At 57.0% G+C, this 19,529-nt stretch carries 19 protein-coding genes and 1 tRNA gene; 5 read left to right on the top strand and 15 right to left on the bottom strand.

Features of this window, described 5'->3' with window-relative positions; genetic code table 11:
- Positions 1-41: 41 nt before the first annotated feature.
- From pal to GWL_RS03010, 4 genes are all read left to right on the top strand, one after another.
- The gene (pal, locus tag GWL_RS03025) at positions 42-560 is read left to right on the top strand and encodes a peptidoglycan-associated lipoprotein Pal (protein ID WP_008326545.1); all 519 of its coding nucleotides are present in this window, start codon (positions 42-44) and stop codon (positions 558-560) included.
- Positions 561-565: 5 nt separating this feature from the next.
- Complete coding sequence (gene ybgF, locus GWL_RS03020; protein ID WP_008326544.1) at positions 566-1,321, top strand: tol-pal system protein YbgF; 756 nt, start codon at positions 566-568, stop codon at positions 1,319-1,321.
- Positions 1,322-1,423: 102 nt separating this feature from the next.
- Positions 1,424-1,499 (top strand) — tRNA-Lys (locus GWL_RS03015).
- A gap of 392 nt (positions 1,500-1,891) precedes the next feature.
- Positions 1,892-3,415 (top strand): sugar nucleotide-binding protein, encoded by a 1,524-nt coding sequence (locus GWL_RS03010; RefSeq protein ID WP_081486020.1) that lies wholly within the window; start codon positions 1,892-1,894, stop codon positions 3,413-3,415.
- Between the two features lie 55 nt (positions 3,416-3,470).
- On the opposite strand, the gene GWL_RS03005 is transcribed toward GWL_RS03010, so the two are convergent.
- From GWL_RS03005 to GWL_RS02940, 14 genes are all read right to left on the bottom strand, one after another.
- The gene (locus tag GWL_RS03005) at positions 3,471-4,967 is read right to left on the bottom strand and encodes a PfkB family carbohydrate kinase (protein ID WP_008326542.1); all 1,497 of its coding nucleotides are present in this window, start codon (positions 4,965-4,967) and stop codon (positions 3,471-3,473) included.
- Between the two features lie 11 nt (positions 4,968-4,978).
- Positions 4,979-5,806, bottom strand: coding sequence for a nucleotidyltransferase family protein (locus GWL_RS03000; RefSeq protein ID WP_050978059.1), 828 nt, complete (start codon positions 5,804-5,806; stop codon positions 4,979-4,981).
- 76 nt (positions 5,807-5,882) lie between these two features.
- Positions 5,883-6,647, bottom strand: coding sequence for a phytanoyl-CoA dioxygenase family protein (locus GWL_RS02995; protein WP_008326540.1), 765 nt, complete (start codon positions 6,645-6,647; stop codon positions 5,883-5,885).
- A 12-nt stretch (positions 6,648-6,659) separates the two neighbouring features.
- The gene (locus GWL_RS02990) at positions 6,660-7,715 is read right to left on the bottom strand and encodes a zinc-binding dehydrogenase (RefSeq protein ID WP_008326539.1); all 1,056 of its coding nucleotides are present in this window, start codon (positions 7,713-7,715) and stop codon (positions 6,660-6,662) included.
- A gap of 4 nt (positions 7,716-7,719) precedes the next feature.
- Entirely contained in the window at positions 7,720-8,388 is a 669-nt protein-coding gene (locus GWL_RS02985) for a class I SAM-dependent methyltransferase (RefSeq protein WP_008326538.1), read from the bottom strand.
- Between the two features lie 4 nt (positions 8,389-8,392).
- Positions 8,393-9,391 (bottom strand): aminoglycoside phosphotransferase family protein, encoded by a 999-nt coding sequence (locus GWL_RS02980; RefSeq protein ID WP_008326537.1) that lies wholly within the window; start codon positions 9,389-9,391, stop codon positions 8,393-8,395.
- Complete coding sequence (locus GWL_RS02975; protein ID WP_008326536.1) at positions 9,373-9,993, bottom strand: hypothetical protein; 621 nt, start codon at positions 9,991-9,993, stop codon at positions 9,373-9,375. The genes GWL_RS02980 and GWL_RS02975 overlap by 19 nt, the downstream gene beginning before the upstream one ends.
- Before the next feature lies 1 nt (position 9,994).
- A complete protein-coding gene (locus GWL_RS02970) occupies positions 9,995-10,927 on the bottom strand; it encodes a transketolase family protein (protein ID WP_008326535.1) in 933 nt (310 codons plus the stop codon).
- A complete protein-coding gene (locus GWL_RS02965; protein ID WP_008326534.1) occupies positions 10,924-11,748 on the bottom strand; it encodes a transketolase in 825 nt (274 codons plus the stop codon). The genes GWL_RS02970 and GWL_RS02965 overlap by 4 nt, the downstream gene beginning before the upstream one ends.
- Positions 11,749-11,828: 80 nt before the next feature.
- Positions 11,829-12,932: a DegT/DnrJ/EryC1/StrS aminotransferase family protein gene (locus GWL_RS02960; protein WP_008326533.1), complete on the bottom strand. Its 1,104-nt coding sequence runs from the start codon at positions 12,930-12,932 to the stop codon at positions 11,829-11,831.
- A complete protein-coding gene (locus tag GWL_RS02955; RefSeq protein WP_008326532.1) occupies positions 12,925-14,073 on the bottom strand; it encodes a DegT/DnrJ/EryC1/StrS aminotransferase family protein in 1,149 nt (382 codons plus the stop codon). The genes GWL_RS02960 and GWL_RS02955 overlap by 8 nt, the downstream gene beginning before the upstream one ends.
- A gap of 34 nt (positions 14,074-14,107) precedes the next feature.
- Positions 14,108-15,103, bottom strand: coding sequence for a GDP-mannose 4,6-dehydratase (locus GWL_RS02950; RefSeq protein WP_008326531.1), 996 nt, complete (start codon positions 15,101-15,103; stop codon positions 14,108-14,110).
- Positions 15,100-15,747 carry an SIS domain-containing protein gene (locus GWL_RS02945; protein ID WP_237713510.1) on the bottom strand — a complete coding sequence of 216 codons (648 nt, stop codon included), beginning with the start codon at positions 15,745-15,747 and terminating at the stop codon, positions 15,100-15,102. Before GWL_RS02945 ends, GWL_RS02950 begins: the two co-directional genes overlap by 4 nt.
- Positions 15,690-16,640, bottom strand: a complete 951-nt coding sequence (locus tag GWL_RS02940) for an NAD(P)-dependent oxidoreductase (protein ID WP_034349872.1) — start codon at positions 16,638-16,640, stop codon at positions 15,690-15,692. The genes GWL_RS02945 and GWL_RS02940 overlap by 58 nt, the downstream gene beginning before the upstream one ends.
- Positions 16,641-16,956: 316 nt before the next feature.
- Here GWL_RS02940 and GWL_RS02935 point away from each other — a divergent pair, with 316 nt between their 5' ends.
- Positions 16,957-18,069, top strand: a complete 1,113-nt coding sequence (locus tag GWL_RS02935) for a hypothetical protein (RefSeq protein WP_008326526.1) — start codon at positions 16,957-16,959, stop codon at positions 18,067-18,069.
- 306 nt (positions 18,070-18,375) lie between these two features.
- Here the strand turns inward: GWL_RS02935 and lldD are convergent, their stop codons facing one another.
- Positions 18,376-19,527 (bottom strand): FMN-dependent L-lactate dehydrogenase LldD, encoded by a 1,152-nt coding sequence (gene lldD / locus GWL_RS02930; RefSeq protein ID WP_008326525.1) that lies wholly within the window; start codon positions 19,525-19,527, stop codon positions 18,376-18,378.
- Positions 19,528-19,529: the final 2 nt, after the last annotated feature.

The raw sequence follows: 19,529 nt of genomic DNA, 5'->3' as shown, positions 1-19,529 counted from the left end.
AAATCCAATATCACTTTCATCACGACAAGGAGAAATCCAAAATGCGCACTATCAGTACCTTCGCCCTCATCGTCTCCAGCGCTGTTCTGCTGGCCGCCTGCTCGTCGACCAAGCTGGACGACAAGGCCAACGCTCCCGTGCAGAACGGCGCCAGCAACGGCGCTGACACCCGCGCCGTGGGCACTGTCAACGCTGGTTCCGTCGATCCGCTGAACGACCCGCAAGGCGTGCTGGCCAAGCGTAGCGTGTACTTCGACTATGACAGCTACACCGTCAAGCCGGAATACCGTACCGTCATCGAAAACCACGCCAAGTACCTGGTGGCCCACAAGGACCGCAAGGTGATCATCCAGGGCAACACCGATGATCGCGGCGGCGCCGAATACAACCTGGCCCTGGGTCAGAAGCGTGCTGAAGCCGTCCGCAAGGCACTGGTCCTGCTGGGCGTGTCGGATGCCCAGGTGGAAGCGGTTTCCTTCGGCAAGGAAAAGCCCAAGGCACTGGGCCAGGATGAAGCGTCCTACGCCGAGAACCGTCGCGCTGACATCGCTTACCAATAATCGTCATGTATACCGCTTTCAAACTGAAATCGGTAACCGTGGCGGCCATGCTGGCCGCCACGGCTTTCCTACCGCTTACCGCCCGTGCCGGCCTGTTTGATGATGACGAGGCGCGCAAGGCCATCCTGGACATGCGTTCCAAGATCGAGGCCCTGCAGCGTGACGTCGCCAACAAGGCTGACAAGAACAGTGTGCTGACCCTTTCTGATCGCAATGACAATCTGCAATCCCAGATTGCGGCGCTGCGTGGCCAGATCGAGGTGCTGACCAACGAGATCACCAACGCCCAGCAACGCCAGAAGGATTTCTACGTCGACCTGGATGCCCGCCTGCGCAAGCTGGAGCCGCAACAGGTGCAGGTGGATGGCCAGACGGTCGCTGTGGGCGTGTCCGAACAGCAGGCCTATGATGCGGCCCTGTCGCAGTTCAAGGGTGGCGATTACAAGGGGGCGGCCAATGCCTTTGCCGACTTCCTCAAACGCTATCCGCAATCGGCCTATGCCGCCTCGGCGCAATACTGGCAAGGCAATGCCTTGTACGCCCAGCGCGACTACAAGGGAGCCATTGCTGCGCAGCAGGTGGTGGTGAAGAATTATCCGGACAACCCCAAGGCTGCTGACGCCCTGCTCAACATCGCCAGTTCGCAAGCCGAACTGAAGGACAAGGCAGCGGCCAAGAAGACGCTGGAACAGTTGATCGCCAAGTATCCGAACACCCCTGCCGCGCAGACCGGCAAGGACAGGATAGCCTCGCTCAAGTAAGGCATTCGGCTGTCTGTTCTGGCGTGACATGCGACCGATGGTTGTTTGTGACGCCAAGGTGTTGACATCGGCGATAGCATTTGCCTATAATAGCGGTCTTTCGGGTCGTTAGCTCAGTTGGTAGAGCAGCGGACTTTTAATCCGTTGGTCGCAGGTTCGAGTCCCGCACGGCCTACCAGAATAAAGTGCTTGCCAGTCAAGTACTTGCAAGAAAAATGCCACGCCTTCGGGAGTGGCATTTTTTTCGCCTAATATTAAAAAGCTCTTCATAAGCTACGCTTTTTGTAGCGTCAACGGCACTGGCTCAAGCAAAGAACACAGCCGTCACGCTATCTATAATCCATCTCGGGCAGCAGATTTAGTCGCCACGTCCTGGCTGGCACACTACTCTCAGTGTCTGACTCACAGAATTACCCATTCCATCTGAGCCCCTCTTCACCGTTCGAGGCCCGTGGCGGCGATCAAAAGCATAGACAGCAGCACGGCACACGTATTACCGCCTGCCCATATAGATCTGACATAATCGCATTTCCGGCCAACACTGCCTTTGTCAGCTCACCAGACATACGCATGAACAACACAATTTCGCAAGCATCCAGCTGCAGCTCATCAAACGTCATGCTGGATGGATCATCAGCGCCCTCACGCATACTGATCGTTGGCATTGACAGTCAGATCGGCAGCGCACTTAAAGCGCATCTGGCTGATCTAGGCATCACCACGTTCGGCACTTCCCGTAAAGCGGAACGTATAAGCCCCCATATCCATTATCTCGACCTGGAAGACCCTGATCTGAGCGGCGTTGGCGCAACAACGTTCGACTGTGTCATCTTTTGTGCGGCGACCACCAGCATCGCACAATGTGAGGCGATGCCAGAGAAATACCGAACCATCAATGTGAGCAACCCGATCCGTCTGATCGACCGATTCGCTGCGGACGGGAGCTTCATCATCTACCTGTCATCGAACGCAGTCTTCGATGGCAGTAAGCCATTCTACAGTCGCGTGGATGCCACCTCTCCGGCCAATCAATACGGCCAATTCAAGTGCGAAGTAGAACAACATCTCGCAAGCAGACTATCAGATAGGTCCTGTGTGCTGCGTCTTACCAAGGTCATCACTCCTGAAACACCATTCATCAAACAATGGAAGATTAATGCGCAACAGGGCACGCCGATCAGGACGTTTTCCAACAAGTTAATCTCGCCCGTGCCAGTGGAAAAGGTCACCACTGCAATTACGCAATTGATCCGGCTGCAACCCTCTGGAATCTATCAGCTCGGGGGCGACACGGAGGTATCATTCAGCGACTACGCCAGAGAACTGTTTAAAGATGATCCTTCCGCACTAGCGCTCATTACCATCGAAGTCGATCCCAGCAACTCCCATATCACGCATAACTCTCTCATGACACAACTGCCAAACCACAATGCGGGAAAGATCAGCTACAGCTTCGAAGGTTCCGACCTAATTGTTGCATCACTTCTGAGAAACGTGGTCAACGGCCGCTATATCGATATCGGTGCCAATCATCCGACGATCCAGAACAACACCTATCACTTTTACCAGCAGGGTTGGCAAGGCCTGGCGGTGGATGGCAACGATGCGTTCTCTCAGCACTGGCACCAGCAGCGTCCCCGGGACAGGTTCCTCACGGCCCTGGTCTCCGATGAGGTAAAGGAGGTGGAGTTCGTGATCTACCCGGACAACACCATCTCGAGCATGGATCCGGGTGCCATCAAACGCTATTCGTCGCGCTACCAAAATGAACAGACGACGCGGGTGAAAAACACGACTACAACGCTGTTCGCGCTGAAGCAACAGTATTTCAATGATGAAGAAATCCACCTGCTGTCGATCGACATCGAGGGAGAAGACTTCAATTGCCTCAAGGGGGGCAATCTGGGCGCATGGCAACCAGGCGTGATCGTCATCGAAACCAAAAACATGTCGCTCTACGATGTGTCCGCCAACGAAACGGTCAGCTATCTCACGGCACTCGGCTACCGACTGGTTGCCAAGACCCCACTGGATGCCTTCTTCGTTTTTCCCGGCAAGCCTTATCTGAACTGGATTCCGACATCGATACTCTGAAGCACGTTGCCGCGCACGCACAGGTACGCGTGCGCATTTCCGCCCAAGCGGGAAATCAACGCTGATCGGCCAGTTCTTGCATCAGGTCATTGGTTGACAAGGGAATGTTGCCTACACGACTGACCTGGCAGGCAGCAGCCACCGATCCCAGATACATGCTCTGCCAAATGCTTGCCCCGACGGTCATCGCCATCGCGGTACAGGTGAGCAAGCTATCTCCGGCACCAGCAGTATCTTTAGGGGCACGATTGAACGCCGGCAACCGATCGGTCTCCCATTCGAACGCGCCCTCGGAGGCCACATGCGCCAAAATCCCTTCCGCACCAAGGGTGAGCAAAAGATTGGCAGCACGCGATTTCTGGCGCAGTTTCTCCGCCAGCACGACCAGGCCCGAGCTGAAGTCACGTACGGCCAGACGCGCTTCGCGCTCGGTAGGCGTGAGCAACATCGCCCCCTTGAATCGCGATACATCGCCCATCTGCGACGACGATTGGCTATCGGCCACGAAAGGGATGTTATGCGCAACGCAGTGCGCCACCAATTGGTCCACCACCGATTGCGGCAGGCAACCGTAATTGAAGTCCGAGAAAATCACCAGATCACATTGGTTCAGCGCGGCCCTGACCTGCTCCACCAGGCGCTGTCCCAACCTCGGCTCGAGATCGTGCTGACGCAGATGACTCACACGTAACAATGTCTTGCCGGCGGCGCGGAAGCGCTGCTTGAGTGTAGTGGGTCGACTGTCATCTTCGAAGATCGTTGCCTCGACGCCATACTCCTGTAACTTTTCGCGAGCGAATCCGGCAACTGCATCGGTACCTGCCACTGAAAAATAACGGACCTGGGCCCCCATCTTGCGGGCGTGGGAAGCCACGATGCCGGCGCCGCCGATGAAACGCTCCTGCAGGATCGGTGTCACTACCAGAGTCGGGTCTTCCTGCGACATGCCCAGGGCATCGCAGCTGATGTACTCATCCACGATTAGGTCGCCGATCACCGCAATCCGTAATCCCTTGAATTTATCCAGCGTCCGGCGCACATCAGCGCTGGTAAAACCGTGTCTGGCAGGATAATCCTGAGGCAGCGTGATCGGCGAGCGGTGCGGGGCAAAGAACTCATTCTTGAGCAGGTCAATCGAGGAGAACCGCATTTCCCCGGAACTGAACAGCAGCTTGCCACCATATTCGTCAACCGCAGCCTGCTCGGGATTGTGCTTGGTTTCGTACTCGTCGCCCTTGACCACCACTGTTGGTTTGAGCACGCGAATGATGTCTTCGGGCGCCGTCGTCATCTCGAAGGCGAAATCCACGAAGCTGATGGCATTGATACCGTCAAAGCGCAATTTCGCTGGCAGCAACGCGCCAGGACTCGCATCGCTGGCTACTCCGACGGCCAGGAAGTCACCGCATTCAGAGGCGAATTTGAGCAACCGCAAGTGCCCTGGATGGACCGTGTTGAAATTGCCGGCGACGAAGACGATGCGTCTGTCGTGACCCGCCAATGCCTTGATCTCGGCAATTTTTTCCGCATCCGGAAATTGCGAAGCTGCCACTCTACCTCTCCTCAGTAACGGTTCAATTCGCCTGACAAGGCGTCATCTGGTTGTTGCAGTGAGTTCATCATGATGGGCAACGCAGGGCCGAGCGTCTCCACGATCCGTTGCCAGAGCATCGCATTCTCCTGGCACGCATCCAGCATGCCAAAGTCATGTTGTGCAGCAACCCAGCTCTTTACGGTACCAATATCCCGGTGGTAGTCAGTGTTTTCAAACGTGAAGATACGCCCCATGAAGTGCGGAATCACCTCGGTGCTGAAATCAATTTCCTGCTTACCCAAAGTCGCCATGTAGTCCAACACCTCCTGCTCGACGATATAAACCGCGGCATTTGCGAGCCTGCCTGGGGGATTTTTCACCTTCTCGTGGAAAGCCTGAACCACTCCACTTTCATCCCGCTCCACGATGCCGCACGCGCTCGGATCCTGTGCCTCGAACAACATCATGGTCAGCGCCGTACCGGCCGGCCTGCACCGATGCGCCGCGATGAATTCGCCACAATCGAAGCGTGTCAGGTTGTCCGCGTGCGCAATCAGGAAGGCTTCATCGTTGAAGAAATCGCGGTTCGCCAATACAGTTCCTGCGGTACCCAGCAAACGTTCTTCGTATACCAGCTTCACTTTCGGACACCAAGTGCTGTGCTCGACGTACTGCGCCACCAATGGCGCCTTGTAATGGGTGTTGAGCAAAATGGGCCCAACCCCCTGTCCCAGCAGAGAGGCCAGCCAGTAATCTAGCAACGGGCGTCCATTGATGGGGACCAAGCATTTGGGCAGAGTATTGGTCAAGGGCTGCAACCTCGACCCCAGGCCTGCTGCAAGTAATAAGGCGCGCATGAACGGGTCTGCTGGAATGGGGCTATTCGGAATGAAGACAGTGACAGGTGCCGCTGCACCGCTCGATATGTCGGGACTAGGTGAACACCAGCGTGATCTCCACGCTGACGCGGGAATGATCGCCCTGATTGAAGGCACCTCCATGCAAGGTTCCCTCATTGAAGATGATCATGTTGCCCGGATCGGTCGGGACGAGTTGCGCGTCCAGCCTCGCCACGTCTTCGTCGATCTGCGGCTTGAGATCGCCATAGCCTCGGTCGACGGCATGGAAACGCCAAGTCTGGCGGTGGGAATCGGCGACGATCATTAAACCGTTGCGACCCGCTTCGCACCAGATCGGAATCCAGATCTTCACGGTCAAGGCGCCCTTCGGAAAAGCTCGACCGTGCATCTGGTTGATCTGATGGAACCACTTGTCCGCATGCAGCGGCCCGACGTCAGCTGCCTCACGGGGGCGCACTAGCCGCCAGTAGACCTCTTCCCGCCCGATCTCATGGGTATTGCCATAAAATACCTCGGCGATCTGAAAATCACCGAATTCTTCATGTATCAAGCGCAAGAAGGGCATGTTGCGTATTCGCGCGCAAGCCTCGATGGGAAGCACACGATGATGTTTTTGCCACAAGCTCCCGTGATCAATCAGATGCGCCAGCTCGTGGTAACGCTCAATGCCTGCCGCCTCGAAAAGCGCCAGATGATCGGGACAGGCACGCCCGATGACATCAAGCCACTGACGCGTGATTTCTTCACGAAATACGGCAAGTTCATCCGCCGTCAGACTGACATCCGCACTGTACCCGGGGGTGTCGAACACCTTGCGCTTGAGATCGAGTTTGCTCATGATCTGTCCGGCTCAACGGTCCATCAGGATCATGCAACGCCCGGACAAGCGGCCGTCTCGCATGCGAGCAATCGCGGTGTTGATCTCGTCGAGTCGGTAATGCTCAGTAATGAGCGATTTGAGCTGTATCCGACCGGTGTCGAGCAGCCGCGTATAGCGGGGAATATCCAAATGCGGTACCGCCTCACCGCCATGAGAACCAGAAATGGTTTTGTCGAAATGCAGCGGCAGCGAATAGATGTTGATGTTGCGTCCCTTGCGCGGCACCCCCACCAACACCACGCGGCCCTGTGCGTGCGTCAGTTCGTACCCCATCTCGATGATGGCTGGTTGGCCAGTGTTATCGATGAAGACATCGATGCCCCTTTTCCCGGTCAGGGTGATCAACTCGGCCTTGGCATCGACTTTTGCTGCATTGATGACGTGCGTAGCGCCCATCTGTCTGGCCAGATCAAGGCGCCCTTCGAACTGATCGACCGCGATAATGGGATAGGCCGCGCGCAGATTGGCAGCCTGGACGATATTGAGGCCGACCCCGCCTGCGCCGAAGATCACCACCGATTCGCCCAACTTGATGTCGGCATTGTTCTCAACCACTCCGAAGCCGGTGGTGACAGCGCAACCAAAAAGTGCGGCCACTTCCATGTCTCTACCGGGATCGATGCGTGTGACCCGATTTTCCGAGACCACCGCATATTCGTTGAATGTCGCGATCAAACCTGCGTTAAGTTGCTTGCCGCGCCAGGTGTAGCGAGGCGGTACTGCTTCGATCCCCTGGCTTTTGCGCCAGTGCAGTACCACATTATCGCCCGGCTTGACGAAGCGCACACCCGGGCCGACCTCATGCACCACCCCCGAGGCCTCGTGTCCGAGCAGATGAGGGAGATACTTGTCTTCTCCCTTGGCGCCATCAATCTCCCCGATCTGCGATCCGCAGATACCACTGACGCCGATCTTGACCAATACCTGCCCCACCTCCAGCGCCGAGGGCAGCTCGACTTCATCGATCACCAAGGGTTGATTAAGTTCGGCCAGGATGGCGGCCCGCATGGTTTTTGGAATGTTCATGTCGTCACTCGAAATAGATGAAGGAATGGTCGCCCGTGTACCCGGTCAGTGCAAACCACCAGTCCCATTCCTGTGGCGTGCAGAATGCTTCACAGGTTACCTGCCAGTACAGCAGATTGGCCTTTTCCGACTCGTTGCGATATGACTCAACGCAAAGATACTTTTTCTTGCCAACACGCTCCATCTCACGCAGCGCCTTCTCCAGGTCGTAATTGTGCAGATTGTGTAAGGTGGTGATCGAAAAGACGAAATCGAAGGCATTATCGGCAAACGGCAGGCTGGTGGCATTGGCGACCTGCAACCGATCCTTGACCTCTTCCTTGGCATGCTCGAGCGCATACGTAGAGACATCGACGCCATGGATTTCCAGCCCCGGCACCAACAAGGACATCTCATACAGCAAAAAGCCCTTGCCGCAACCGATATCGAGGACTTTGTCGCCCGCCTTCAAACCATAGTGATCGATCATCGCCTGTGCAACGGGTGCCCAACGCCCGGGCATGTAGCGGTAGCCTCCATAGCAGATACGGCGATCACCATCCCAGTAATCGAAGCCCCATTGTTTGGCCAACTCGGCAGCCTTGGGCTTGGGAAACTCGGGATCGTTCACGCGCGCCAAGTAATCGCGCTTGGTGCTCTTGTGGGTCGAGGTAAGGAAATCGATATAGGCCATGGATTTATGCCAGTCTGGAATGAAAGAATTGATGTGCCTTGTCGAGTTGTGCTCGCTTGCGCTGCTCGGGCGTCGAACTTGGGTCGGCAAATTGACGTCGTCGCGCAGCGCTGACCAGAAACTCATTGAGCATGATGCAGCACCACTTTATCTGCGCAGCCGGCAGCAGCGATGCCGTCCGGTCACGCAGTATCTGAGCCCGGGGTGAATACTGAAACGCGACAGCCATGAAGTCATCGACATACTTACTTGGCACGGGCACCTCCGGTTGACAGAAGAAATCCCCTGCCATCTTGGCCGGATCGTCCCATCCCGCATACTCGAAATCAATGAAATGCAATTGTCCATCCGAGGCTGACAAGGCATTGTGAAATCCGAAGTCCGAAGGAGAAATACAGCGATCGGCGCTATCCAGCGGCGCAATGGCAGACGAGGTGATGCGCGGACGTTGACTCCTCCACCAGGCTGCCATCTCCCGGACCAATGTATGCACTTCCCGACCCAGCACATCGTTGGTCGGGATCTTCTGCAAGGCGGCCAACCGGCGATCTACGATCGCCAGATGCTGCTCAACTTCGAAACAGGCTTCCGAAGCCGGGGCTAACGCATGGCCATGTCGGGTATCGGCATTGAGGTCCGCAATGAATTGCGCAGCGGCCAGGACGTGTTCGCGTCGCAATTGCGATGCGGTCATTTTCTGGCCTGCGATAAATTCATAAACGCCGATGTGCTGAGCGGTATCGCGGGCAATTGCCTGCGGCACGACATCCAGGCCGATGTCCCTTGCGTAGGCAAGAAAAGCATATTCCGCGCCCAGGCGGTCGCGGCTATCCGCCGGATCGTTAAAATACGCCTTAACGACGAACCTGCCCGCTTCACTCGTTGCAAGGAACACGCGGTTGTTGCCGCCACCTCCCATAGCCGAGAGCGTGACCTCGTCACGCGCCAACGATTCGGCGCGTAACAGCGCCGTGACGGTCGCAATCAGTTGCGCCTTTTCCATATTTCTTCGAAGAAAGCCTGTAATTCGGCCCAGGTAGCAAAACGTGCCGTCACCCCCTGATCGTCATGGTTACGCTCCGGATCAAACAGCAGGCGTCCCGTCTTTTCAGGGTAACCCGGCATCTTCAGAATCTCAGGCAGATCATCGATGAAGTAATCGCAATCGCACGCAGCAATACGCGCAATCTTCTCTTCCTTCGTCAATTCAAAGAAGACCTGGTCCGCCCCCACGAGCGGCGACTCGTCGGGGCGCAGGGCGATATCGATCCAATCATTCGCTGCCGCGTGCAGATCATACTGATGACCGAGGAACGGGTACTTGGTTTTGTGGCTGATGATGACCACCTGCGCATGTGCCGCACGTGCGCGGCGAATGAAGTCGATCACCCCTGGAAAAGCCTTTGCCTGGGCCATCCGAGCGCCATAGACATAACCCTGAAGTTCCGTAAACGCCGGCTCGTTACCGACCTTGCGCAAGTAGTCTCGCACCGCCACCTTGGATACTATCGTGTCGGACGGTACCAGGCCCTTTTCGACGGCAACCGAATGAAACAGCGTGTCGTAGCTGACGATGGTGTTGTCGAAATCCAGTCCGATACGCATGTCAAGACACCATCTTGCGATGAGCGGCTGCCACCTTGGCAGCAATATTGTCTGCAGTCAGGCCGAACCGGGCGCGTGCGTACTCCTGAGTACCGATCTCATGCATGAATACATCGTCCACGCCGAAACTCAGTAAACGTCCCTTCAACGGCTCTTGCTGCGCCAACCATTCGGCGATGCTGCCACCTAGTCCGCCCAGGCGGCTGTGCTCTTCCACGACGGCCACTACGCCATAAGCCGAAAACGCTTGTCGCAAGGTATCTTCGTCGAGTGGCTTGATGGTATGAAAGCTCTCCACGCGCGCCTCGATACCCTTCCCGGCCAGCAATTCGGCCGCCTCCAGCACCGTTGGCATCAGCGTGCCGGTACCGACCAGGCAGACATCGGCACCCTGGCGCACGGTAATCGAACGACCGATCTCGAAGTGGTCATTCTGCTTGGGCACAATGGCTTCGCCACGTTTACCGATACGAATATAGACCGGGCCATCCTGCTTGAGCGCGGCTCGCAGGCACTGGCGCAATTCCACTTCATCGGCTGGAGCCATGACGGTCATGTGCGGCAAGACCCGCATGATGGCCAGGTCTTCGCAGGAATGATGGGTCGGCCCGAGTTCCGCATACGACAGCCCGGAACCGGTGCCGACGATGATGACGGGAACATTGTGATAGCAAGCATCGACGCGGATCTGCTCGAAGCAACGCGTAGTCGTGAATGGCGTAATCGTATAAACCACTGGGCGCAAGCCGGACAAGGCCATGCCACCAGCCACGCCCATCATGTTCGCCTCGGCGATGCCACAATTGATGAAGCGACCGGCATTGCTGGCCTTGAACTTGTCGAACAGCTTGTTACCGATATCTCCCGACAGCAAAACCACGCGCGGGTCGTTCGAGCCGAGCTTGGTCAGTTCGTCTGCAAATGCGTTTCTCATGCTGTTAACCCCAGTTCCTTGTAGGAAGCCGCCACTTCGTCGGCAGTTGGAATCCGGTAATGCCAGTTGTTGTCATCCTCCATGAAGGACACGCCCTTGCCCTTGACAGTATGCGCAATCACTGCGATTGGCTTGCCGACGTCCTGACGCTTGCGCCCCAATATCTCGGTCAGCATGGTCATGTCGTGGCCGTCTGTCTCGGTGGCATCCCAGCCGAACGCCTTCCATTTGTCTACCATGGGCCCCACAGTCAGCTCTTCGCTGCGGTCGGTCGCCTGCCATCTGTTGAAGTCAACAATGGCCAGCAACTTGCCTGTCTTCTGCGCTGCTGCCATCGTTGCTGCTTCCCATACCGAGCCTTCGTTGCACTCGCCATCGCCCAGCAACACCGTCACGTCATACGAGTGCTGCTGGATACGGCCAGCCAGTGCCATGCCCAGGCCGATCGGCAACCCATGACCGAGCGAACCGGTGGCCGCCTCGATACCGGCAAGATGATCCGGCGTCGGCGGATGTTCGGCGAAGATGCCGCCATTCTGGCCATAGTCGTCCAACAGGCTTTCCGGGTAGTAACCCCTGAGTGCCAGCACCTGAAACAGCGCCGCCGCCCCATGTCCCTTGCTGAGAATGAAGCGATCGCGATGTGGATCGCGTGGCTTGGCTGGGTCGATGCGCATCGTATTGAAATAGCTGGCGATCAGGATATCCACGCACGACAGGCAAGACCCCAGGTGAGGCGTATGTGTGCGATGTGAGGTGGCAATGATACGACCACGAATCTCAGCGGCAATTTTCTTCAAAGTAGTGATATCAGGAGTCATCGTTGCCTGCGTCTAAAAATGAGCCCTGCCCGGCGGAACAGGGAGAAATCGGAAATGACCGGCAGCAGTCATTGCAGATCTCAGAAAAAAGAACGGACTGCATCTATCACCTGCTTGACCTGGGAATCATCAAGCTCAGGGTAGATCGGCAAGCTGATCATGGTCTTGGCAAATCGCTCGGCGTTGGGGAAATCTCCGCGTTTGTATCCCAGATGCCTGGCAGCGTCCTGCAGATGGATAGGGATAGGATAATGCACCCGAGTGTCGACGCCCTGACTCAGCAGGTGTGCCATCAACGCGTCGCGCCGCTCGGTGCGAATGACGAAGTTGTGATACACGCATTCTTCCCATGGCTGGTCCACCGGTACTTGGACATGGTGGGACACTCCCTCGGCGTAGCTTGCGGCGATCGTCCGGCAACGCGCATTCCATCCGTCCAGGTAGGCGAGCTTGATCTCGGCGAATGCTGCTTGCAGAGTATCAAGCCGGGAATTGAAGCCCCACAGTTCACATTCATCGCGATTACGCAGCCCGTGATTGCGCAACTTCATCAACAGAGCGGCGAGTGCATCGTCATTGGTGGTAATCAGGCCGCCGTCGCCATACACCCCCAGGTTCTTCAGAGGATGCAGGCTAAAACCGGCCGCATTGCCGAGGTTACCGGCGCGCTTGCCGCGATAGCGGGCGCCGATGGCCTGCGCCGCATCCTCCAGGACCAGCAGACCATGCCTCTGCGCAATGGCGTTGATTTCGTCCATCGGTGCAGCCCGGCCCGTCAGATGTACCGGAATGATGACCTTGGTGCGCGGCGTAATGGCAGCCTCGACCCCTTGCGGATCGATGTTGAAGTCATCGGCGACATCGACCAGCACCGGCGTAGCGCCAGTAGCAGCTATCACCCAGGCCGATGCGATGAACGAGTTGGTGGCCGTGATGACTTCATCGCCTGGACCGATCCCCCATGCTTTCAACACCAGGAACAGGGCGTCCGAACCATCGGCTACACCAATGGCATGCCGCACACCGAGGAACGCGGCCACTTTCCGTTCGAACGATTCCAGGCGCTGCCCCATGATGTAACTGCCGCTGCGACCGACATCGACAAAGGCCTGGCTCAGCTCCGATTCGATGCTACGAAACTGGCGAGCCAGATCGACGAAAGGCACCTTGATGGAATCAGCCATAGAACGCCTTGATGAGTTGAATCACCTGATCCTGCTGCTGGCGGGTGATGAATTCGTGTACCGGCAACGACAGGGCCGATGCGGCAATCGCCTCGGCCATTGGGAAGTCGCCGACCTGATGACCAAGAAACCGGGCCGCGGGTTGCAGATGCATGGGCACCGGATAATGGACCTTCGCATCCACACCGTGCTCGATCAGATATTTTTGCAAGGCGTCGCGTCGCTCGCAGCACACCATGTACAAATGGTAAACCTGCTTTATCTCGGCGCTGCGTGCAGGCACCCTGATTTGCGCGATGTCACGCAACGCCTCGTCGAAATAGGTGGCATGGGCAATCCGGGCAGAGGTGATATGGTCAATTTTTTCCAGCATGTGGCGTGCAACCACGGCCTGGATAGTGTCCAGCCGCGAGTTGTAGGCAAAGATGCGGCACTCATCACGCCCCGCCAGGCCATGATTGCGCAACAAGCGCAAGGTGTCGGCCAGTGCATCCGAATTGGTCGCGATGATACCGCCGTCGCCCCATACGTTCAGGTTCTTGAGAGGATGAAAGCTGAAGCAGGCCAGCGTACCGAGCTCTCCCGCCTGACGGCCCTTGTAGGTGGCCTTGATGGCGTGACAGGCATCGCTGACGACCGTCAGTCCATGGCGGCTGGCGATGGCCTCGATAACCTCCATCTCGCAGGGCTTGCCGGACCAGTGGACGGGCATGATTGCCCGGGTCCTGGCAGTGATCTTCTTTTCGATCTGCGTCGCATCAATGTTGTAGTCTTCGCCGGCATCGACGAATACCGGTTTTGCGCCAGCCGTAACGATAGCGCCGATGGTGGCATAAAAGGTGTATGGCGTGGTGATGACCTCATCGCCTTCCCCTATGCCCAATGCCTTCAGGCTCAGAAACAGCGCATCGGTTCCACTGCCGACACCGATCGCGTGCTTGACGCCGCTGATGGCGGCAAACTCCTGCTCAAGGCGATCGACTTCTTGGCCAAGGGTAAAGTCTCCACGGCGGACCACCTCCCGGATCTTCAGCCAGATAGCGTCATGGTCAGCAAACTGGTCGTCCAGATAGTTGTGGTTGATCTCGAGTGCGCCAGTCTGGCGATACTGTTCCGGCAGGAAATTCTGGATGGTATTCATAATCCTTGGCAATGGGCCCGACCGATGTCGCTGCTCAATCCTTATGTAGGTAATTTAAAGGGAGGCGTTTGATTTCATCGAGGTTATCCCTGACCCAAGCGATGGTCTGGTCGATGCCTTGTTCGAAGCTGACTCCCTCGTGCCACCCGAGTACGGTGCGTGCCTTGGTCGCGTCCATCAGATAGGCCTGGTCCTTGCCCGCTCGATCCGGCACCATTTCGACCAGGTCACCGAATACGACACCGACCCGTTCGCAAATGATCTCCACCACCTGCCGGATCGACATGAAACGCTCCGGAGAGAAATGGTAGATCTCGCCCGGATTGCCTTGAGATGCAGCGCGCATGATGCCATCGGCCACATCGTCGGCGGCAATGAAGGCGCGCACCGCCGTGCCGCCCCCGTGCAGTTGCAGCGTCTTGCCGGTCAACGCATAGATGATGGTACGTGGGACGATTCGATACAACTGCTGACCGGGACCGTAGAAATTGGCGTAACGGGTAAAGATCACGGGAAAGGCATAGTTCTGGTGAAACGCACGCAAGCTCATGTCAATCGCCGCATGAGACACCGCATAGGGCGTACTGGGCAAGTAATGCAAGCTCTCGGTAATGGTGCTTTCCTGACTGCCGTAGACCTCGGGTGTCGAGATGCGTATGTAACGCTCCAACCAGTCATATCGCCGCAGACGCTCGTGCAGGCGAACTTTGGCGAGAATATTGGTGTTGTACCATTGCACCGGATCATGCCAGCTCTCGGCGACCATACCCTGCCCGGCAAAATCGACAATGAGGGTCGGCTTGAATTGCTCCAGAACAGCGAGAATCTTTTCCAGATCGTGATTGATATCAGCCTGATGGAAAGTGTAGCGATCCTGGTGCGCAGATTTCTTGACTGGCAGGAAAATGGCCGATCCTTCTGCTGACCGATTGAAACCGACCACTTCAGCACCATCGGCCAGTGCGCGGGCGACGAAAACCGATCCGGCGAAGGAATTGCTGCCTAATACGGCAATACGTTCGAATGTCATCTTATTGTGGCGCGTTCTTGGAACAGGTATTGCATCACCATATGCCCGACAACCAATTGCAGGTCCTCAGCAATCTGCATGTCGTCCACAGGGAAATGGATAGGGATGTCGCACAAGGCCTTCGCGGCGCCGCCACCATATCCCAGAATGGCGCAACTGGTCATGCCCATCTCGCGCGCCTTTTCGAGCGAGCGCAGGATGTTCGGTGAATTGCCGCTGCCCGAAAGCACCACCAGCAGATCGCCGTCACACGCCTGAACCGCCAGTTGCTCCGAGTAGATACGGTCATAGCCAACGTCGTTGGCCAGACAGGTGATGACGGCAGCATTGGCCGAGAGTGACTGTACCCGCATGCCGCCACCGGTTTGCTTCGCAATGCCATAGATGAAGTCATTGGCAAGATGGATCGCATTGCCGGCGCTGCCACCATTACCGCAAAAAAACACTTGCCGACCTTCGCGCCAGCAGCGCGCCATCTCATTGACCAGATGAGAAACCGGTGTCCAATCAGCGCTGGCCAGGACCGCTTGCAATCGCGTCGAGTAGGCATTGAACACGTCACAGATGGCAGTGTTTGCCTTCATCATCAGCTTGCCCTGGGCGAAAACACGGTGGCTTCCATCCACTTCAGGTTGTAGTGACAATCTTCATCCTTGAGCTCACCGCTGCGGTACTTCGCTATGATTTCGATGATGGCCGTTTCGACCGACTTCGAAGGTCTGAAGCCGGTGGCCAGCAACTTGTCCGAATTGACCCGGTAGGAGCGCGGATCACTGGATTCGGTGACGACGATATCCACGGGGATGTGCTTGGCCACCATTTTGGCGATGTCGAGGATGGAGATGTTCTCGAAACCGGCGTTGTAGACGCCAGTCAGTTCCGGATGATCGATCAGGTGCAGATAAACGTCGGTGATGTCGTCAATATGAATATTGGGTCTCACCTGAGTACCGCCGAATACGGTGATTTTCCCCTTCGACAGTGCCTGCATGGTCAGCAGATTGACCGAAACGTCCAGCCTCATGCGCGGCGAATAGCCGCAGACGGTTGCCGGTCGCACCACCTGCACAATGAACCGGTCGCGATAGCTGAGCAACACCGGCTCGGAGACCATCTTGGTCTTGTTGTACTCGGACAGCGGCTTGAGTTCTAGATCTTCGGTGACCTGTTCCTCTTCCTTGACACCATAAACGCTACCGGATGAAGCGTAGATGAATTGCTTGACTCCCTTGCGCGCAGCCTTGTCGGCCAACTGCATGGTGGCGAGCGCGCTGATTTCCCAGGTCAGCTTGGGATCGAGATCACCACAGGGATCGTTAGCAACCGAAGACAGGTGAATGATCAAATCGATACCGTTGAGCGAGATACTGTCGATATCGCGCACGTCGCCCTGACTAACCTTCAGGTTCGGATGCGGCACCAAGTGGTTGCCGAACCACATGATATCCAGCACCTCGACGTGATAACCACGCGCCAACAGCTTGGGGACCAGCACTGAACCCTTGTAGCCACATCCGCCCGTCACTAGAATTCGCATAAACCGCTTTCATCATTGCACCCGACCACCGGTGTCGAAATTGCCCCTGCCGCGCGCCGAATAAGTTACCCTCTTAATAACAATCTGTTATTAACCAGAAAGCAAGGATAGCCGCGTCGAAAAGGTTTCGAACGAAGAAAAAGCCGGCCTAAACAACCGCATACCAGCCTTTAGAAAGCACCTGTCACAGATGTTGAGCATAAGCAGGCTGAATAAAGGGCACTTTAGCGATCTGCTTCGGGCTTTTCGACACCATCAAAGTGCTTAATCTGTAGCGCTCGTCGAGCCCACCACGCCGCAAAGGAACACGCGCTTCATGAATGTCATTCGCAAAGCAAAGTACGACGCTATGCTCGCACGGCTACGCCATCCCGAAAAGCGTACCTGGATCATCCTTAATTCGGTCTCCATCGGTGAGACGGCTGCAACCTGCGCTTTCGCCGATGCTTTCGTCAAGAAGCATGGCTACGGCATTACTTTGGTCATCCGCCCGGAGCAGAAGGCCATCGCGGAGATGTTCCCAGGCCGATTTGAGCAGGTCATTGTTGCCACGCAAGCGGAACAGCAAGAGATACAACGCTTCCTGCCGCCAGAGCAGTTTCAACTGGACATTCCGTTCGCTTCTTACTGCGATAGCCTGGGCGACGCACGTACCGATAATATTTATTACCTGTTCAAGTACCCGAACCGTGGAGGGCTGTCCTTTACCGATTGCTACCGCCATCTGCTGATGTTGCCGTGGGACGCAAAGATGCAGCGCCCTACCATACCGCTCTCATGGGAGCACGAGGCACAAGCCTACGCCAGTGAGGTCGGCATTATCCCGGAAGAGTCGGTGATCCTGTTTCCATCGACGAGTTCCTCGCACCCACAATTCCCGGCCTTCATGTGGCATACCCTGATCGAACGTCTCAAGGTCAATGGCAAGAAGGTGTTCTGCAACATGAAAGGCGGCCTGATCCATCCAGAGAAGATGCCAATTGACGGCACCATCCCGATCGAAGTGCCGATCCACCTGGCCATGTCACTGGCACGAATCGCCGGGCGTATCATCACGCCACCCAACGGCTTGCATTTCCTACAGATGCTCGGCGGCCAAGTAGGCAATATCACGGTAGTGGCCCCCATGAACGACGTCAACGCCGATTTCGTCATCAATCAGCGGCATTATGCAAACACCTTCATGTTTGCCGAATACACTAATCCCGAGTTGTTGGTCGACGTTCCCTATGCCGAATTCGTCCTACCCTACGATGCCAGCCAGGAAGCGAAAATCAAGGAGATCGCGGTGGCGGTGGCAGACTACGACCTTGATCATCCCGCGCATTTCCGGCGCAATGGAGCGGGCAGGCCCGCCTTCGTGGAAGAAAACCGCGCGTGGCTCGCCCCCCTGATCGACCCAATACGTCGTCCGAATTTTCAGTCCTGAACCGCGCTAACGGCGCTGGTGTGATACCACTATGAGAAATGTCCACAAGACATTTCATCGAAGACGCTCCGTTGGCAGAAAGCCCCCGATCAGTTCTGCATGCAGCGGAGGAAGGCAACCGAGATGCAGCGCCGCGCAGCAAGCGTGCCGCTGGGATTGATCTGGTCGCCAGATTGCCGCTTGGGGTCCATTTCCAGTGCGCTTCACCAACGTCCAATAAGCCCTTCAAGAAAAAACCCGGCATTTTCGTCGGTCACTCGTCGACGAGCCCGCTCTATATTGGCCAATCCGGCTGGCCCTTTCGCCTTACAGCCCTTCCGCCCCAGCCCTCACCAGACTCTCCGCACCGATCTCCGCAATCCTGCGCGCCCCCGTCAAGGTCATGGCCACCTGCATCTCCTTGGCAAAGAGTCCCAGCACATTCTCCACCCCGGCCTGCCCCTGCGCCGCCAGCGCATAAATGAAGGCACGCCCCAGCATCACCGTATCAGCCCCCAAGGCCAACAGGCGCACTACGTCCAACCCCGAGCGCACGCCTGAATCCACCAGGATGGCGAGCTCGCCCTTGACCGCGCTGGCAATCTCCGGCAAGGCGCGTGCGGTCGAGAGTACGCCGTCGAGCTGGCGTCCGCCATGGTTGGAAACCACAATCCCGTCAGCACCGAAACTGACCGCCTGGCGCGCATCCTCGGGATCGAGAATGCCCTTGAGCAGCATCTTTCCCTGCCACGAGTCACGTATCCATTGCAGGTCATGCCAGCCAATGCCCGGATCGAAATTGGCCCCCAGCCAGCCCACATAATCCTCCAGCCCGGTCTTCTTGTTGAGATAGGCGGAGACATTGCCCAGATCATGCGGACGCCCCAGCACACCCACATCCCACGCCCAGCGCGGATGCGTGATGGCCTGCAGATACCGGCGCAGCGCCGCATTCGGCCCTGACATGCCCGAGTGCCGGTCACGATAACGCGCCCCCGGCACCGGCATGTCCACCGTAAACACCAGCGTACGCACCCCCGCTGCCCAGGCGCGGTCCAGCACATTTTTCATGAAGCCGCGATCCTTCAACACATACAACTGGAACCAGATCGGCTGCGTCACCGCCTGCTGCACCTCTTCGATGGGGCACACCGACACCGTCGACAAGGTGAAGGGGATGCCCGCCTTCTCCGCCGCCCGCGCCGCCTGTACTTCGCCGCGCCGCGCATACATCCCGGTCAGGCCCACAGGCGAGAGCGCCAGCGGCATGGCCAGCGACTGGCCAAGCAAGGTGGTGGAGAGATCAACCTCGCCCACTTCCTTCAACACGCGCTGACGCAAGGCCAGCTGGCGCAGGTCCAGCGAATTGCGCGCCAGCGTGTGTTCATCGTAGGCGCCGCCGTCGATGTAATCGAACAGGAAGCGCGGCAAGCGCCGCCGGGCGGCTTCGCGGTAATCGTGAGTGGACGAGATGATCATGA

Source organism: Herbaspirillum sp. GW103 (assembly GCF_000261365.1).
Taxonomy (GTDB): Bacteria; Pseudomonadota; Gammaproteobacteria; order Burkholderiales; family Burkholderiaceae_D; genus Herbaspirillum.
Note: the sequence above shows the minus strand (reverse complement) of the source record. Positions and strands in the feature narration are given on the sequence as shown.

Coding starts and splice junctions, on each gene's coding strand:
- pal (WP_008326545.1), top strand. CDS start 42: ATGCGCACTATCAGTACCTTCGCCCTCATCGTCTCCAGCGCTGTTCTG.
- ybgF (WP_008326544.1), top strand. CDS start 566: ATGTATACCGCTTTCAAACTGAAATCGGTAACCGTGGCGGCCATGCTG.
- GWL_RS03010 (WP_081486020.1), top strand. CDS start 1,892: ATGAACAACACAATTTCGCAAGCATCCAGCTGCAGCTCATCAAACGTC.
- GWL_RS03000 (WP_050978059.1), bottom strand. CDS start 5,806: ATGCGCGCCTTATTACTTGCAGCAGGCCTGGGGTCGAGGTTGCAGCCC.
- GWL_RS02995 (WP_008326540.1), bottom strand. CDS start 6,647: ATGAGCAAACTCGATCTCAAGCGCAAGGTGTTCGACACCCCCGGGTAC.
- GWL_RS02990 (WP_008326539.1), bottom strand. CDS start 7,715: ATGAACATTCCAAAAACCATGCGGGCCGCCATCCTGGCCGAACTTAAT.
- GWL_RS02985 (WP_008326538.1), bottom strand. CDS start 8,388: ATGGCCTATATCGATTTCCTTACCTCGACCCACAAGAGCACCAAGCGC.
- GWL_RS02980 (WP_008326537.1), bottom strand. CDS start 9,391: ATGGAAAAGGCGCAACTGATTGCGACCGTCACGGCGCTGTTACGCGCC.
- GWL_RS02975 (WP_008326536.1), bottom strand. CDS start 9,993: ATGCGTATCGGACTGGATTTCGACAACACCATCGTCAGCTACGACACG.
- GWL_RS02970 (WP_008326535.1), bottom strand. CDS start 10,927: ATGAGAAACGCATTTGCAGACGAACTGACCAAGCTCGGCTCGAACGAC.
- GWL_RS02965 (WP_008326534.1), bottom strand. CDS start 11,748: ATGACTCCTGATATCACTACTTTGAAGAAAATTGCCGCTGAGATTCGT.
- GWL_RS02960 (WP_008326533.1), bottom strand. CDS start 12,932: ATGGCTGATTCCATCAAGGTGCCTTTCGTCGATCTGGCTCGCCAGTTT.
- GWL_RS02955 (WP_008326532.1), bottom strand. CDS start 14,073: ATGAATACCATCCAGAATTTCCTGCCGGAACAGTATCGCCAGACTGGC.
- GWL_RS02950 (WP_008326531.1), bottom strand. CDS start 15,103: ATGACATTCGAACGTATTGCCGTATTAGGCAGCAATTCCTTCGCCGGA.
- GWL_RS02940 (WP_034349872.1), bottom strand. CDS start 16,640: ATGCGAATTCTAGTGACGGGCGGATGTGGCTACAAGGGTTCAGTGCTG.
- GWL_RS02935 (WP_008326526.1), top strand. CDS start 16,957: ATGAATGTCATTCGCAAAGCAAAGTACGACGCTATGCTCGCACGGCTA.
- lldD (WP_008326525.1), bottom strand. CDS start 19,527: ATGATCATCTCGTCCACTCACGATTACCGCGAAGCCGCCCGGCGGCGC.